Origin of the sequence: Sporosarcina sp. FSL K6-6792 (assembly GCF_038004885.1) — a bacterium.
In the GTDB taxonomy this organism is placed as follows: domain Bacteria; phylum Bacillota; class Bacilli; order Bacillales_A; family Planococcaceae; genus Sporosarcina; species Sporosarcina psychrophila.
In genome coordinates this window covers 4447452-4462102 of sequence record NZ_JBBOSA010000001.1, presented here as the reverse complement: position 1 = coordinate 4462102, position 14651 = coordinate 4447452, and the positions used below count along the sequence as shown (strand labels likewise).

The following is a 14651-nucleotide window of genomic DNA, read 5'->3' as shown; positions in this document are numbered from 1 at the left end:
CCCCAATCCCGTTTTAATAATAGTCGAGCGTTAAGTTGGACATTTCCCATTCTGGATTTGACTCCAAAAGTCGGATTGCCCGCCTAACCTCACGCTCAGCTGCATCTTTTGATGAGGCAACAGCAACAAGAGCGATTGTTGTTCGTTGCCACAGATCCTGATGATCTAGTTCTGAGATGGAGACATTATAGTCATTTTTGACTCTGTCCGTCATCCGTTTTAAAACAGACCGCTTCTCTTTCAATGAAGCCGCCTCCGGAATGAAGAATGAACATTCCGCATAGACAATCATACTCGTTTAATTTCTTCCATGATGAAGGCTTCGATAACGTCGTCTACATGTATATCATCAAAGTTTTTGATTGTAATTCCACATTCATAGCCTTTTGCTACTTCTTTTGCATCGTCTTTAAAACGTTTCAACGTATCTATTTCGCCCTCAAAGATGACGATGTTGTCGCGAACGATACGAACGCTTGAATCACGAGTAATCTTACCGCTCGTCACATAGCTTCCCGCAATCGTTCCGATTTTAGACACTTTAATTGTTTCGCGTACTTCAACTTGACCGATAACTTTTTCTTCGTATTCAGGGTCAAGCATACCCTTCATTGCCAATTCGATTTCTTCAATCACTTTATAGATGACACGGTGTTGTCTGATTTCAACGCCTTCTTCTTCAGCCGCGCGTTTCGCGTTGACATCTGGACGAACGTTGAATCCAATAACGATAGCATTTGATGCAGCAGCAAGTGAAATATCAGATTCATTAATCGCGCCAGCACCTGTGTGGATGATTTTAACGTTGACGCCTTCAACTTCAATTTTCATAAGTGAAGATGCCATCGCTTCAACCGTACCTTGTACGTCTGCTTTTACGATTAAGTTCAATTCTTTGATTTCGCCTTGTTTCATATGATCAAACAAGTTATCAAGTGTTACACGTGTTTTCTCAACGCGTTGATCTTGCAGCGCTTCACCAGCTCTAGTTTCCCCGATTTGGCGTGCTGTTTTCTCGTCTTCAAAGACAACAAAACGATCTCCAGCTTGGGGTACATCGCTTAACCCTGTAATTTCAATCGGTGTAGATGGGCCAGCTTCTTTCACGCGGCGTCCAATGTCACTTACCATCGCACGTACACGACCGTATGTGTTACCAACTACGATTGGATCACCTACACGAAGCGTTCCATCTTGTACAAGAAGCGTTGCAACAGCACCGCGACCTTTATCAAGAGAAGCTTCAATAACACTTCCGCGTGCGCGAATGTTTGGATCAGCTTTTAGTTCAGCGACTTCGGCAACAAGAAGAACCATTTCAATCAACTGGTCAATTCCTTCGCCTTTTAATGCTGAGATTGGTACGAAAATTGCATCTCCGCCCCATGCTTCAGCAACAAGTCCTTGGTCTGTTAATTCTTGCATAACACGGTCTGGATTTGCAGAAGGCTTATCCATCTTATTCACTGCAACGATAATCGGAACTTCAGCCGCTTTCGCATGGTTGATTGCTTCGATTGTTTGTGGCATAACACCATCATCCGCTGCTACAACAAGAATCGTAATATCAGTCACTTTCGCACCACGTGCACGCATCGTTGTGAACGCCGCGTGACCTGGTGTATCAAGGAATGTTATTTTCTTGCCCTTTTCTTCGATTTGGTAGGCACCAATATGCTGTGTGATACCGCCCGCTTCGCCTTGTGTAACTTTCGTATTACGAATCGAGTCTAGAAGTGTCGTTTTACCGTGGTCAACATGCCCCATGATTGTAACGACTGGAGGACGTTCAATTGAAGCAATAGCTGTTTCTTCATGCTCCTCAAAGTACGTTTCAAGATCAGTTACATCGATACGAATTTCTTCTTCTACTTCAACTTCATAATCTGCGCAGATGAGTTCAATCGCATCTTTGTCCAATTCTTGGTTGATTGTAGCCATGATACCAAGCATGAAGAGTTTTTTGATGATTCCAGACGGTTCCCGGCCTAGTTTGTTCGCTAGTTCAGCAACTGACAGTGATTCGTAGAAAGTGATTTTTTCCGGTAACGGTTTTTCCACTTTTGGAATCGGGTTCGCTGGACGATATCTTCTACGCCCTTGGTTTATACCACGTGCTGGTGGACGTCCACCGCGACCGCCACCTGGACGACTTGGACCTCCGCCACCTGGGCGTCCGCCTTGTCCACTTGGTGCGCCTTGTGCTGGACGGTTGCCACCTGTTGAACCTTGCGCTGGGCGATTGCTACCCGTTGAGCTTTGCGCTGGACGGTTGCCGCCTGTTGAACTTTGTGCTGGACGGTTGCCACCTGTTGAGCTTTGTGATGGGCGATTGCCACCTGTTGAGCTTTGTGCTGGACGGTTGCCACCTGTTGAACTTTGTGATGGGCGATTGCCGCCTGTTGAGCTTTGTGATGGGCGATTGCCGCCTGTTGAGCTTTGTGATGGACGGTTGCCACCTGTTGAGCTTTGTGATGGACGGTTGCCGCCTGTTGAGCTTTGTGATGGGCGATTGCCGCCTGTTGAGCCTTGTGATGGGCGATTGCCGCCTGTTGAGCCTTGCGCTGGGCGATTGCCGCCTGTCGAACCTTGTGATGGTTTTGGAGCCATTTTTTGTTCAGCACCCTTCGTTTCTACTTTTGGCGCACTTGGTTTAGTGACATTGCCACTGAATTTACTATTCAGCTTTGTAATCGAATCATTATCTAATGTCGACATATGATTTGTAACACTTACATTTATCTTTCCAAGCTCATCAATAACTTCTTTACTCGTCCGATTCACTTGTTTCGCGTATTCGTGTACTCGTATTTTCGTCATTAGTCCACCCCCGGTTATATTCGTTGAGTAGCCCGGACACCTTTTTAGCAAAACCGCTGTCCGTTAGCGCAAGCACCACTCGCGACTCTTTTCCAACTGCATGTCCAAGCTCTTCTCGAGTCCCGAAAACATGCTTCTCAACGTTGTAAAATGCACTTTTATCAGTTAATTTCTTCAATGTATTTTTAGATGCGTCTTCTGAAATAATTACAAGACGCGCTTTGCCGGCACGAATTTCCCGAACAACCAAATCTTCACCCATTATAAGCATTCTTGCCCGCGCCGCCATGCCAAGCATTTGATAAATCTTTTTCGGATCTGTCATTTTAATGCCTCCCGGCGGATCGCGTGGAGAAGATCCTCAAATACCTGTTCAGGTACGGCCGTTCCAAGTTGACTTTCAATCGATCTGTTACGGCGCGCGGATTCAACTGCTTCTTCGGATTTTGACACATATGTCCCGCGGCCTGATTTCTTGCCAGTGAGATCGACTGAAACTTCCCCTTCTTTCGGGCGGACAATGCGGATCATTTCCTTTTTGGGAAACATATTGCCTGTCGCCGCACATTTACGCAAAGGAATTTTTTTCATGTTTGTCATGTGTGCTCAACCTTTCCTCTCAGTCTTCGTTTTCCGTATCCGTATACAGATCGATTGTTTCAGTTCCAACGTCTTCTGTTACTTCATCTTCAACGAAGTACGGGTCACTTTCGTTCGCGTCCCCATCCAACTGGACTTGTTCTATGATTAACGCACTAGTGGCTGACGGATAAATCCCAAGTTCACGTGCATCCGTTTCGCTCTTAATGTCGATTTTCCAACCAGTCATCTTGGCAGCAAGTCTAGCGTTTTGACCACGTTTCCCGATAGCAAGTGACAATTGATAGTCAGGTACAACAACCGTTGTCGATCGATCTTCTTCATTTACCTGAACGTCAATTACTTTTGAAGGACTCAGTGCATTTGCTACGAATATAGCTGGATCCTCTGACCATTCGACGATATCGATTTTCTCGCCATTTAGTTCATTTGAAATCGATTGAACCCGTGCACCTCTTGCGCCTACACATGAACCAACCGGATCTACTGCATCATTATTCGTATGAACTGAAATTTTAGAACGGTCTCCCGCTTCTCGTGCAATCGATTTGATTTCAACGATACCTTCAAAGATTTCAGGAACCTCAACTTCAAACAGTCTGCGAAGAAGTCCTGGATGTGTTCTTGATACGAACACTTGCGGACCACGTGATGTACGTTCAACTTTTGTAATATAGACTTTGATACGATCATGGGGTTGATACTTTTCTGTCGGGATCTGTTCCCCTACTGGTAAAACAGCTTCGACTTTCCCAAGACCTACATACAAATTTCGTGCGTCAAGGCGTTCAACAATACCGTTGACGATATCATCTTCCCTATCGACGTACTCTTCATAGATGATGCCACGTTCCGCTTCCCTCACACGCTGCGTAACAACTTGCTTCGCAGTTTGTGCTGCAACACGACCAAAGTCGCGTGGCGTCACTTCTTCTTCAACAACATCTTCAAGTTCATAAGATGGGTTGATTTTATGTGCATCTTCAAGACTGATTTGTAGACGCTCATCTTCGACTTCTTCGACAACGTCTTTTCTTGAATAAACTTTCATTGTTCCTTTATCAAGGTTCAAGTCAACGCGCACATTTTGTGCCTGATTAAAATTGCGTTTATATGCGGTTACAAGTGCCGCTTCGATTGCTTCCACTAATACGTCCCTAGAAATACCTTTTTGCTTTTCTAAGGCTGTCAATGCATCGAGTAGATCACTACTCATGTTAATCACTCCTACTATTCAATTATGCGGAAAAGTCGATTGCCAAACGGGCAAGTGCGATTTTATCCAGTTCGATTACAACTTTTAATTTTCTCGTCTTAATACGCATTTCAACTTCAGCGCCTTCAGGACCATATGCCACTAAATAACCTTCGAACTCTTTCATATCTTTAATGGCTTCGTACGTTTTAATGAATACGAACTGTCCAATCGCTTTTTGAAAATCTTCTTCCTTCTTCAACGGACGCTCTGCGCCTGGTGAAGACACTTCAAGAAAGTAGTTTTGCGGAATTGGATCAGTACGGTCAAGCTCTTCACTCAACTTTTCACTAACTTGAGAGCACTGATCAATATCAATGCTTCCGTTAGGTGTATCAATATAGACCCGTAAAAACCAGTCTCTTCCTTCTTTAACGAACTCTACATCGACAAGTTCCAATTCTAGTTCCTCTACAATTGGACCGGCGATTTTTGCGACTTCTTCCGTAATATTACTCATCTTAGCCCTCCCGAAATATTAATCAAATACGCCTCGGCGTATTTGCGCCAAGATTAAGTAGATTTAGTTCACTACAAAATCTGTGGCATCCGCCGGAGGCTCTAACTTTATTTGATGAAAGCCTGAACTCCTACCAAATAAAATTAAAAAACAGTACAGAACAACAGAAAAGAGCGGGAAATCCCACTCTTTTTGCGCAAGACTATTACAAAAGTTGTTCCCATCATACCATACGATATTTGCTGGTGCAAACAAACCGAACAAGAAGAGTTCGGTTTGTTTGCATAATTCCAGCTTCCTTTACGGGGATTATACAATAGATGTTAAACAACGCTACATATTGTATTTCAAAAAACCCAGCAAAAATCCTAGAAGAGGGACAGCTGATTCGCATCAGGCATACCTTCCAAACAACCTAATGCGTCCATATACTCGACAATTGTCTTCGAAACACGGCCGCGCTGTTGGAAATCTTCTTTCGAAAGAAATTCTCCGTCTTTCCTTGCTTCAACAATTGAATTCGCAACGTTCGTTCCAAGAGAAGGAACTGAATTAAATGGCGGAATCAGTGTATCGCCTTCAATAAGGAACGTTGTTGCGTCGGATTTATACAAATCTGGTCTTGCCAATGAAATACCGCGCTCCCACATTTCCAGCGCAATTTCAAGTACCGTGAGCAAGCTCTTTTCTTTCGGCGTTGCATCAAGCCCTTTTGCATTAATCTCTTTAACTTGCGCTCTAACCGACGCAGACCCCTTCGTCATCGTCAGTAGATCGAAGTCCGTTGCCCGTATTGTGAAGTATGTTGCATAGTACAGAATTGGATGATGCACTTTGAAGTATGCGATGCGTAGCGCCATCAATACATAGGCAGCTGCGTGTGCTTTCGGGAACATGTATTTAATCTTTTTACAAGATTCAATGTACCAGTTAGGTACGCTTTGAGCTTTCATTTCCGCTTCAAACTCCGGTGTCAACCCGCGGCCTTTACGGACAAATTCCATAATCTGAAAGGCCATCGACGGATCTAGCCCTTGATAGATCAAGTACACCATAATATCATCACGACAACCAATAACGTCTTTCAATTCGCAAGTTTTGTTCTGAATCAATTCCTGGGCGTTGCCGAGCCAAACGTCCGTACCATGAGACAATCCGGAAATTTGAATCAGTTCCGAAAACGTCGATGGCTTCGTTTCTTCAAGCATCTGCCGTACGAATCTTGTCCCAAACTCAGGCACACCAAGCGTACCCGTCTTACAACCGATTTGCTCCGGAGTGACGCCAAGCGAAGTTGTACCGCTGAATAATTCCATGACGCCTTTATCATCCGGTGGAATCGTAAGTGGATCAATGCCGGATAAATCCTGCAACATTTTAATCATTGTCGGATCATCATGACCAAGAATATCGAGTTTCAACAAGTTATTGTCAATGGAATGGAAGTCAAAATGAGTCGTCTTCCAACTCGAATTCAAATCATTCGCCGGAAACTGAATGGGTGTAAAATCGAATATATCCATATCATCCGGAACAACGATAATTCCGCCGGGATGCTGCCCCGTATTCCGTTTAACGCCTGAACAACCTTGTACCAGTCGATCGATTTCAGCGCCACGGAAGTTCAAATTATTATCATTCATATAGCCGCGTACATAGCCATAGGCGGTCTTCTCAGCGACTGTTCCAATCGTCCCTGCACGATAAACAAAATCTTCACCGAACAGTTCCTTCGTATAATTATGAGCATGTGCTTGATAATCACCACTGAAGTTGAGGTCAATATCGGGAACTTTATCCCCGTTAAATCCAAGGAAAGTTTCAAACGGGATATCCTGACCATCTTTTTTGAACGGCGTTTCGCATGTTGGGCACATTTTGTCTGGAAGATCGTAGCCAGAACTGACAGATCCATCATCGAAAAACTCGGCTACCTTACAGGTCGGACAAATATAATGTGGCGGCATTGGATTTACTTCGGTGATTTCCATCATTGTAGCAACAAGCGACGAACCGACAGACCCCCGAGACCCAACCAGATACCCTTCATCTAGCGATTTCTTCACGAGTTTATGCGATATAAGGTAGATAACCGCAAAGCCGTGACCAATAATCGATTTTAGTTCTTTTTCAATACGCGCTTCGATGATTTCCGGCAATTGCTCACCATAGATTCCGTGCGCCATCGAATACGTCAGTTCACGTACTTCTTCATCCGCACCTTCGATTGTCGGAGTATAAAGATCATCTTTGATTGGTTTTACGTTACCGATTCTTTCTAAAATTGCATGCGGGTTGTCGATGACTATTTCTTCCGCGACTTCTTGACCTAGAAACGCAAACTCTTCCAGCATCTCATCCGTCGTTCGGAATTGGACCGCCGGTAGCGAATGCCTGTTCATTGGATTGGCTCCACCTTGTGATCTGACAAGTACTTGGCGGAATGTTGCATCCGTTTCATCAATGTAATGGACATTTCCAGTTGCACAAACGGGTAAACCAACCTTTTTCCCAAGCTTGATTAGTTTCCGCATGATGTCTTCCATATTCCACTCATCGCGAATCAATTCAAGTTCAAGCAGATGCGAATAAACTGGTTTGGGATGGACTTCAAGGTAATCGTAAAACTTCGCAATCTCCTCTACTTCTTCCATCGGTTTCTGCATAAGCCCCTCGAACACTTCACCTTTATCACAACCAGAGCCAACAAGCAGCCCCTTACGGTATTTAACTAGCAATGAACGCGGAATACGCGGAATACGGTAGAAATAATCCATATGTGAGTACGAAACAAGTTTGAACAGGTTTTTCAATCCTTCATCATCCACCGCTAAAAGTGTACAATGCGATGGACGGGACCGTTTGTAGACGTCGCCTTCACCAATATGGCGGTTAAAGTCATCCAAGTATTCGATGCCTTTGCCTTCCGCATCTTTTAACAAACGAAGGAACAGATGTGCAGTCGCTTCGGTATCATAGATTGCTCGGTGAGCCTGAGTCAGTTCGATTCCGAACTTTTTCGCCAGCGTACCTAGCCGGTGATTCCCCATTTCTGGGTACAGGAAGCGGGCCAATTCGAGCGTATCGATAACCGGATAGGCCGCAGCTTCCAAGTCCGCCTTTTTACATGCTTGATAAAAGAAGCCCATATCGAATTTCGCATTATGAGCAACAAGAATCGAATCGCCAATAAATTCGACGAAATCTTTCGTGACATCCTCAATTTCCGGTGCATTTTTTACCATTTCGTCGGTAATTCCCGTCAATCTGGTCGTTGTCGATGATAGCGGATGATGCGGATTTGAGAATCTTTCGAACGTCTCAATAATCTCACCATTTTTCACTCTGACTGCAGCCAGCTCGATGATTCTGTCATACACCGCCGAAAGACCTGTCGTCTCAACGTCAAATACAACAAATGAATCATCTTCAAGCTTTCTATGCTGTTCATCAAAAACGATAGGCACTCCGTCATCAACTAGATTTGCTTCTAGTCCGAAAATGACTTTCACACCATGTTTTTTCCCAGCGTTATACGCCTCTGGAAATGATTGAACGTTCGCGTGATCTGTAATTGCGATTGCGGGGTGTCCCCATTTCGCCGCTTGTTCAACAAGTGCAGATGCAGATACAACGGCATCCATCTGACTCATCGTCGTGTGTGCATGCAGCTCAATCCGTTTTCGGTCCTTCGGCGCCTTGTCTTGTCTGATAATAGGAGACACTTCCATAACGTCTTGAGCCATCATAATAAGATCCCGTACGAACGTATCGTTTTGGATACCGCCGCGGGCTCGAATCCATGTCCCTTTTTTCAGCGCCTTCATCATTTCCGCATCTTCGTTATCACGCGAGAACATTTTAACAAGAATTGAATCCGTGTAATCTGTTACTTTAATCGTCAACAGTGAGCGTCCACTCCGCAGTTCACGAACATCCGTGTCAAACACATAGCCTTCTATTGTCACGCGACGTTCTTCGTCCTGAATTTGCTGAATTTCGAGCATAGGCTCATCTGGTTTAATTGGCGTTCCGAGACGGAATGGTCCAGATACAGTGCCACTTTCTTTCTGGGATGTTTCCCTTAGTTTTAAATCTTCAAGCGCTTTTTTACCATACGCTTCCTCTTCCGCTAGCCGTTGCGCCATAAATGCTTTACGGGCAGCTTCCGCTCCGCTATCTTCATCTGTCAATTTGAAATCGACGACAGGCCGCGGAAATCCGAATGATGTATACACATCCGTGATGAGTCCAGCATATTTGCCTTTCATCATTTGTAGTTCCAAATCATTCGTACAAGAAAGCGTCATTTTACCACCCGTCATGACCGGCTTTTGTCCAATAAGAAGTTCTCTGATTGGCGGAGACATATCACTCAACTCTTCGATGATAAATGGCCAATAATCCGTTAGTAATTGCCCATCTACTTCCTGGTTTCTGGATGTAATCTGAAGCTTAACCGTCGCAATGGCCGCAAATGTTTTATGGATACGTTGTGAAAACACTGTATAGACATCTACTGGTAATGGCTTGTCGAGCGTTAAATTAAATTGCCACACTCTTGATTTTCGGTGAATGTTCACACGGTTAAGTTCCGCATGTTCAAAGTGAATGACATATTGATCATCTGTCATCTCGATTTGTTGCAGCAAGATATATAGTTTATTTATAGCGTCCATAAGCCTCTCCAATCCTTCATCAGTAAGAAAAGCGCAAGGCGCAGTCTAGACGCGACAGGCATAAGTCGATCCGGGGACGTGGCGCTCTTTGCCACATAGCTGGATTGCTTATGACCGAGCGGCTGGCGCCTGGAGCTAGACACTGTTCTAGGTCAAAAAACACATTCTTTCTTAATCTTTCGAAAAAGAAGGGAAGTACCGACATGCGGCCTTCCCTTCTCAATAGTTATTCAGCTGTGAAAAATGCTTGTAACTTTTCAGTTAGTTCTTCTTTTTGCCATTCAGCAGTTTCTCCGGTTTGTCTGAATTTAATTTCGACAATGCCTTCTGAAGCTCTTTTCCCGATTGTAATGCGAATCGGTAGACCAATCAAATCTGAATCTGCGAATTTAACGCCTGCACGTTCAGGACGATCATCATACAGGACATCATATCTGTAAGATTTTAGAACACTATATAATTCGTCAGCCAATTCTTTCTGACTTTCATCTTTAAGATTTACAGCAATTAGATGGACATCAAATGGCGCAATCTTCTTCGGCCATTTCAATCCGTACTCATCATTGAATTGTTCCGCGACAGCTGCAAGTATACGTGATACGCCAATGCCATAACAGCCCATGATGTATGGTTTCGATCTGCCGTTTTCATCAAGGAATGTTCCGCCCATCGGTTCACTATATGTCGTACCTAATTTGAATATATGTCCAAGTTCAATTCCTTTGGCAAACTTAATGGTACCCTTGCCATCCGGAGACGCGTCTCCTTCGAGGATGAAACGAAGATCTTCATAGCGATCCACAGCAAAATCACGTTCTGGATTGACATTTGTCAAATGGAAACCATCTTCGTTTGCTCCGCATACACCGTTGACGATTGATGCGACTGAGTGATCTGCAATCACTTTAAGATCAAGAGGAAGTTTAACTGGCCCGATTGAACCAACCCCACAAGAAAGAAGCTCAGTAACATCACCTTCTGCTGCGAACTCAACTTCTGAGGCACCAAGTACATTTTTCAACTTAATATCATTGATTTCATGATCTCCACGACAAAGGACGGCGATTAGCTCATCATCTGCTTTGAAGATAAGTGTCTTAATAAGACGAGTTGCATCGACATTCAGGTATGAAGCAACTTCGCTGATTGTTTTTTGATCAGGCGTTGCGACTTTTTCTACTTCCCGCAATGCTTCATCCAGTTTTTCATAGTTGACATTCACTTCAGCCATTTCAATGTTAGCTGCATATGAAGAAGAATCACTATATGCAATTGTATCTTCACCAATGTCAGACAGCGCCATGAATTCATGTGTATCTGTACCACCGATTGATCCACCGTCTGCCATAACTGCACGGAAATCAAGCCCAAGCCTTGTAAAGATATTCGTATAGGCTTGCATCATTTCCTGGTATTTCTCATCAAGACTTTCTTCCGTCGCATGGAAGGAATACGCATCTTTCATGATGAATTCGCGTCCTCGCAGAAGTCCGAAACGTGGACGCTGTTCATCCCTGAACTTCGTCTGTATTTGGAACATTGTCAGTGGTAGCTTCTTATAAGATTTCACTTCATCGCGAACAAGTGAAGTAATTACTTCTTCATGAGTCGCACCGAGGGCGAATTCCCGTTTATGCCGATCAGTCATTCTGAATAGCTCAGGACCATATGAGTACCATCTGCCAGTTTCCTGCCACAGTTCCGCTTGTTGCATAGCAGGCATAAATACTTCTACAGCTTCGATTGCTTCCATTTCTTCACGGATAATTGTCTCGACTTTTTGAAGTACTTTCTTTCCCAAAGGTAGGAATGAATAAATTCCACTTGTATTTTGTCGGATAAAACCTGCGCGTAAAAGTAACTGATGTGATTTTACATCGGCATCAGAAGGTACTTCACGCATCGTAGGTATGAATGTTCGCGATTGTTTCATCTATGTTCCCACCTTAAGTAATGTTTTTGGAATTCCTTGGTATATAGGTCAATATAAAGAATCCCATTTAATTCGCTACGGCGCTCAGAGATACGTGCCGACCTAAGCCAAGTCGCTTCGGTCCTGCCGATAAAGGCAAAGTACGCCTTTCCCGACAGGCCCTACAGCGCTTGTCGGCGCTAAACGGCGCCTTGCGCTTTTCTTGTCTAGACTTCAGGCGCCAACCCCTCGAGTCGCTTCGGTCCTGCCGATAAAGGCAAAGTACGCCTTTTCCGACAGGCCCTACAGCGCTTGTCGGGGTTAAACGGCGCCTTGCGCTTTTCTTGTCTAGACTTCAGGCGCCAACCCCTCGAGTCGCTTCGGTCCTGCCGATAAAGGCAAAGTACGCCTTTCCCGACAGGCCCTACAGCGCTTGTCGGGGCTAAACGGCGCCTTGCGCTTTTCTTTAGAAGAAAAAGCGCTGTATATCATTCCAGGTTACTATAAGCATAAGTAACATCAGCAGAACAATCCCTACAAAATGGACCATTCCTTCTTTTTGTTTGGCGATTGGCTTACCACGAATTGCCTCAAACAGGAAGAATAATAACCTTCCGCCGTCAAGTGCTGGCAATGGCAACAAGTTCATAATCCCCAGGTTAATGCTTAAAATTGCCGCCCAGTTCATGAGACTATATATACCGTGCTGCGCTACTTCCCCAGTAGCTTGGTAAATACCTACAGGTCCTGATAAGGCGTCGAATGACAATTGACCTGTTACAAGCTGCCCGAGTAAATCGGCTATTCTTTTAAACCATACAATTGTTTCTTCCGCCCCATGTTGAACTGCTTTTAATGCACCTTTCTCTACTGGGCTTGTATACTTCACGCCAATCTGGCCGTATTCTTTACCTTTTTCTTCAAGTGTCTTTGGTACAACATCCATCATCACCGAATCACCGTTACGATCCACTTCAAGCTGGAGCAGTATACCGGGACTATTTTGAATGATTTCAGCAAACTCCTGCCATGTTTCGATGGGTTTGCCATCGACTACTTTAACGAAATCTCCATCTTTCATACCAGCAACCTGTGCAGGATCACCGCTAACCACGTTTGTAATAACGGGTTCATATGTCGGTACACCTTGTAACAGTCCGATCGTAAGGAATATGAAAAACGCCAGAATAAAGTTAAACAATGGACCTGCAAAGATAGTCATTGCTCGGCCGCCGAGAGACTTCGATTCGAATTGGCGATCATACGGGGCAATAAGTGTTTTCTGCCCCTTCTCATAGATAACCGCTTTTCTAGATACATTGTAACGGACAAGCTGCCCTTCTTCATCATAGCCTTCGATGAATAGTTCCTTTTCCAAATCAGATGACTCGGTTTCAAGGAATAGAACGTCAGGATTCGCAACATTGCGGTTCAAGTAAATCTTTTCAACTTCATTCGCAGCATTAATTAATAGACCTACACGATAACCAGCCTGTAATGCAACCGTATCAAAGTCTTCCCCTGCCATCCGGACATAACCACCAAGCGGCAGAAGTCTAACTGTATATAACGTTTCACCTTTTTGAATACCAATAATTTTAGGGCCGAATCCTATTGCGAATTCACGCACCATGATTCCAGCCTTTTTCGCAAACAAGAAATGTCCTAGTTCATGAAAAAAGACCAAAGTACCGAATACGATTATAAACGAAATAACGGTTTCCATGAAAAACCACCTTCACTGACCTCTTTGGCCGTTTCTAAAAAACTCATTCTACCATAGCATACACCATTTTTCGAGTAAGCGAATCTGTTTCCAAAATTGCTTCAAGACTCGGAGTTAGAATTGTTCGATGCGCCTCCATTACTCGTTCAATGATGTCTTCAATTTGCACAAATGGAATACGACCATTCATAAACAACGCTACAGCCACTTCATTTGCAGCATTCATGGCAGCTGGCATTGTACCACCTTCTTTACCAGCAGCATATGCAAGTCCCAACGCCTTAAAACGAACTAAATCCATTTTCTCAAAATGCAACATTCCAATTTCTTCGAGACGAAGCGGTTTCGCGTTTTGCATTGGAATCCGATCTGGATAGGTCAAAGCATATTGGATAGGTACGCGCATATCTGGTGAACCAAGTTGCGCCATGACACTTGTGTCTTCGAACTCGATCATCGAATGGATGATACTTTCCTTATGAAGCAAACAATCAATTTTTTCATAAGGCATTGCAAAAAGATGATGTGCCTCAATCACTTCAAGCCCCTTGTTCAACATGGTCGCCGAGTCGATTGTTAATTTATTGCCCATTGACCAATTAGGATGCGCAAGAGCTTGTTCAAGCGTCACGTTTGAAAGTTCTGCCCGGGTAAGATCCCTGAAACTTCCGCCTGAAGCCGTCAAAATGAGCCTAGAAATACGTTTCGGATCTTCACCGTTCAACGCTTGGAAAAGTGCTGAATGCTCACTATCCACGGGTAAAATCGGAACACCGTATTTACGGGCTTCGCTCATAACGATTTCTCCTGCTGCGACAAGTGTTTCCTTATTGGCAATAGCAATAGTTATCCCAGCGCGGATTGCTTCAAGTGTTGGTTTAAGTCCAACACTGCCGATGACGGCATTAAGCAATATATCTGCACCCGTACGTGCCGCAACTTCAACAAGGCCTTCATCTCCGTAAACAAATTCGATAGCGGGAAATTCCGTTTTCAGCATTTCGGCATCTTCACATCTTATTACAGATATCATTTGTGGATGATACGCTGAAGCAATTTCCCTTACACTATCGATATTCAAACCAGCTGAAAAAGATACGAGCTTAAATTTATCGGGGTTGGAACCAATGATATCCAGTGTCTGTATACCGATGGAGCCTGTAGCCCCTAGTAGACTTATTTTCTTCGTCATGTAGACA

10 protein-coding genes are annotated in these 14651 nt (G+C 44.1%); all 10 read right to left on the bottom strand.

All coding sequences use genetic code 11. From position 1 onward, the window contains the following. Positions 1-13: 13 nt before the first annotated feature. Entirely contained in the window at positions 14-292 is a 279-nt protein-coding gene (locus MKZ26_RS21385; RefSeq protein WP_340767468.1) for a DUF503 domain-containing protein, read from the bottom strand. Then, a complete protein-coding gene (infB, locus tag MKZ26_RS21380; RefSeq protein WP_340767467.1) occupies positions 289-2820 on the bottom strand; it encodes a translation initiation factor IF-2 in 2532 nt (843 codons plus the stop codon). Before infB ends, MKZ26_RS21385 begins: the two co-directional genes overlap by 4 nt. Continuing rightward, the gene (locus tag MKZ26_RS21375) at positions 2768-3145 is read right to left on the bottom strand and encodes a YlxQ family RNA-binding protein (RefSeq protein ID WP_067211153.1); all 378 of its coding nucleotides are present in this window, start codon (positions 3143-3145) and stop codon (positions 2768-2770) included. The genes infB and MKZ26_RS21375 overlap by 53 nt, the downstream gene beginning before the upstream one ends. Further along, the gene (rnpM, locus tag MKZ26_RS21370) at positions 3142-3420 is read right to left on the bottom strand and encodes an RNase P modulator RnpM (RefSeq protein WP_067211155.1); all 279 of its coding nucleotides are present in this window, start codon (positions 3418-3420) and stop codon (positions 3142-3144) included. The genes MKZ26_RS21375 and rnpM overlap by 4 nt, the downstream gene beginning before the upstream one ends. 19 nt (positions 3421-3439) lie before the next feature. Further along, positions 3440-4636 carry a transcription termination factor NusA gene (gene nusA, locus MKZ26_RS21365; protein WP_187045374.1) on the bottom strand — a complete coding sequence of 399 codons (1197 nt, stop codon included), beginning with the start codon at positions 4634-4636 and terminating at the stop codon, positions 3440-3442. Positions 4637-4658: 22 nt separating this feature from the next. Further along, a complete protein-coding gene (gene rimP, locus MKZ26_RS21360; RefSeq protein WP_340767466.1) occupies positions 4659-5135 on the bottom strand; it encodes a ribosome maturation factor RimP in 477 nt (158 codons plus the stop codon). Between the two features lie 368 nt (positions 5136-5503). Further along, positions 5504-9814, bottom strand: a complete 4311-nt coding sequence (locus tag MKZ26_RS21355; RefSeq protein WP_340767464.1) for a PolC-type DNA polymerase III — start codon at positions 9812-9814, stop codon at positions 5504-5506. A 226-nt stretch (positions 9815-10040) separates the two neighbouring features. After that, positions 10041-11747 (bottom strand): proline--tRNA ligase, encoded by a 1707-nt coding sequence (locus MKZ26_RS21350; RefSeq protein ID WP_067211165.1) that lies wholly within the window; start codon positions 11745-11747, stop codon positions 10041-10043. A gap of 445 nt (positions 11748-12192) precedes the next feature. After that, positions 12193-13452, bottom strand: coding sequence for an RIP metalloprotease RseP (gene rseP, locus MKZ26_RS21345; protein WP_338655896.1), 1260 nt, complete (start codon positions 13450-13452; stop codon positions 12193-12195). A gap of 43 nt (positions 13453-13495) precedes the next feature. Continuing rightward, positions 13496-14644: a 1-deoxy-D-xylulose-5-phosphate reductoisomerase gene (locus tag MKZ26_RS21340; RefSeq protein WP_340767463.1), complete on the bottom strand. Its 1149-nt coding sequence runs from the start codon at positions 14642-14644 to the stop codon at positions 13496-13498. Between the last annotated feature and the right edge of the window lie 7 nt (positions 14645-14651).

Excerpts from the sequence above, each read along its gene's own strand:
- MKZ26_RS21385 (WP_340767468.1), bottom strand. The coding sequence starts at position 292 with ATGATTGTCTATGCGGAATGTTCATTCTTCATTCCGGAGGCGGCTTCA.
- infB (WP_340767467.1), bottom strand. The coding sequence starts at position 2,820 with ATGACGAAAATACGAGTACACGAATACGCGAAACAAGTGAATCGGACG.
- MKZ26_RS21375 (WP_067211153.1), bottom strand. The coding sequence starts at position 3,145 with ATGACAGATCCGAAAAAGATTTATCAAATGCTTGGCATGGCGGCGCGG.
- rnpM (WP_067211155.1), bottom strand. The coding sequence starts at position 3,420 with ATGACAAACATGAAAAAAATTCCTTTGCGTAAATGTGCGGCGACAGGC.
- nusA (WP_187045374.1), bottom strand. The coding sequence starts at position 4,636 with ATGAGTAGTGATCTACTCGATGCATTGACAGCCTTAGAAAAGCAAAAA.
- rimP (WP_340767466.1), bottom strand. The coding sequence starts at position 5,135 with ATGAGTAATATTACGGAAGAAGTCGCAAAAATCGCCGGTCCAATTGTA.
- MKZ26_RS21355 (WP_340767464.1), bottom strand. The coding sequence starts at position 9,814 with ATGGACGCTATAAATAAACTATATATCTTGCTGCAACAAATCGAGATG.
- MKZ26_RS21350 (WP_067211165.1), bottom strand. The coding sequence starts at position 11,747 with ATGAAACAATCGCGAACATTCATACCTACGATGCGTGAAGTACCTTCT.
- rseP (WP_338655896.1), bottom strand. The coding sequence starts at position 13,452 with ATGGAAACCGTTATTTCGTTTATAATCGTATTCGGTACTTTGGTCTTT.
- MKZ26_RS21340 (WP_340767463.1), bottom strand. The coding sequence starts at position 14,644 with ATGACGAAGAAAATAAGTCTACTAGGGGCTACAGGCTCCATCGGTATA.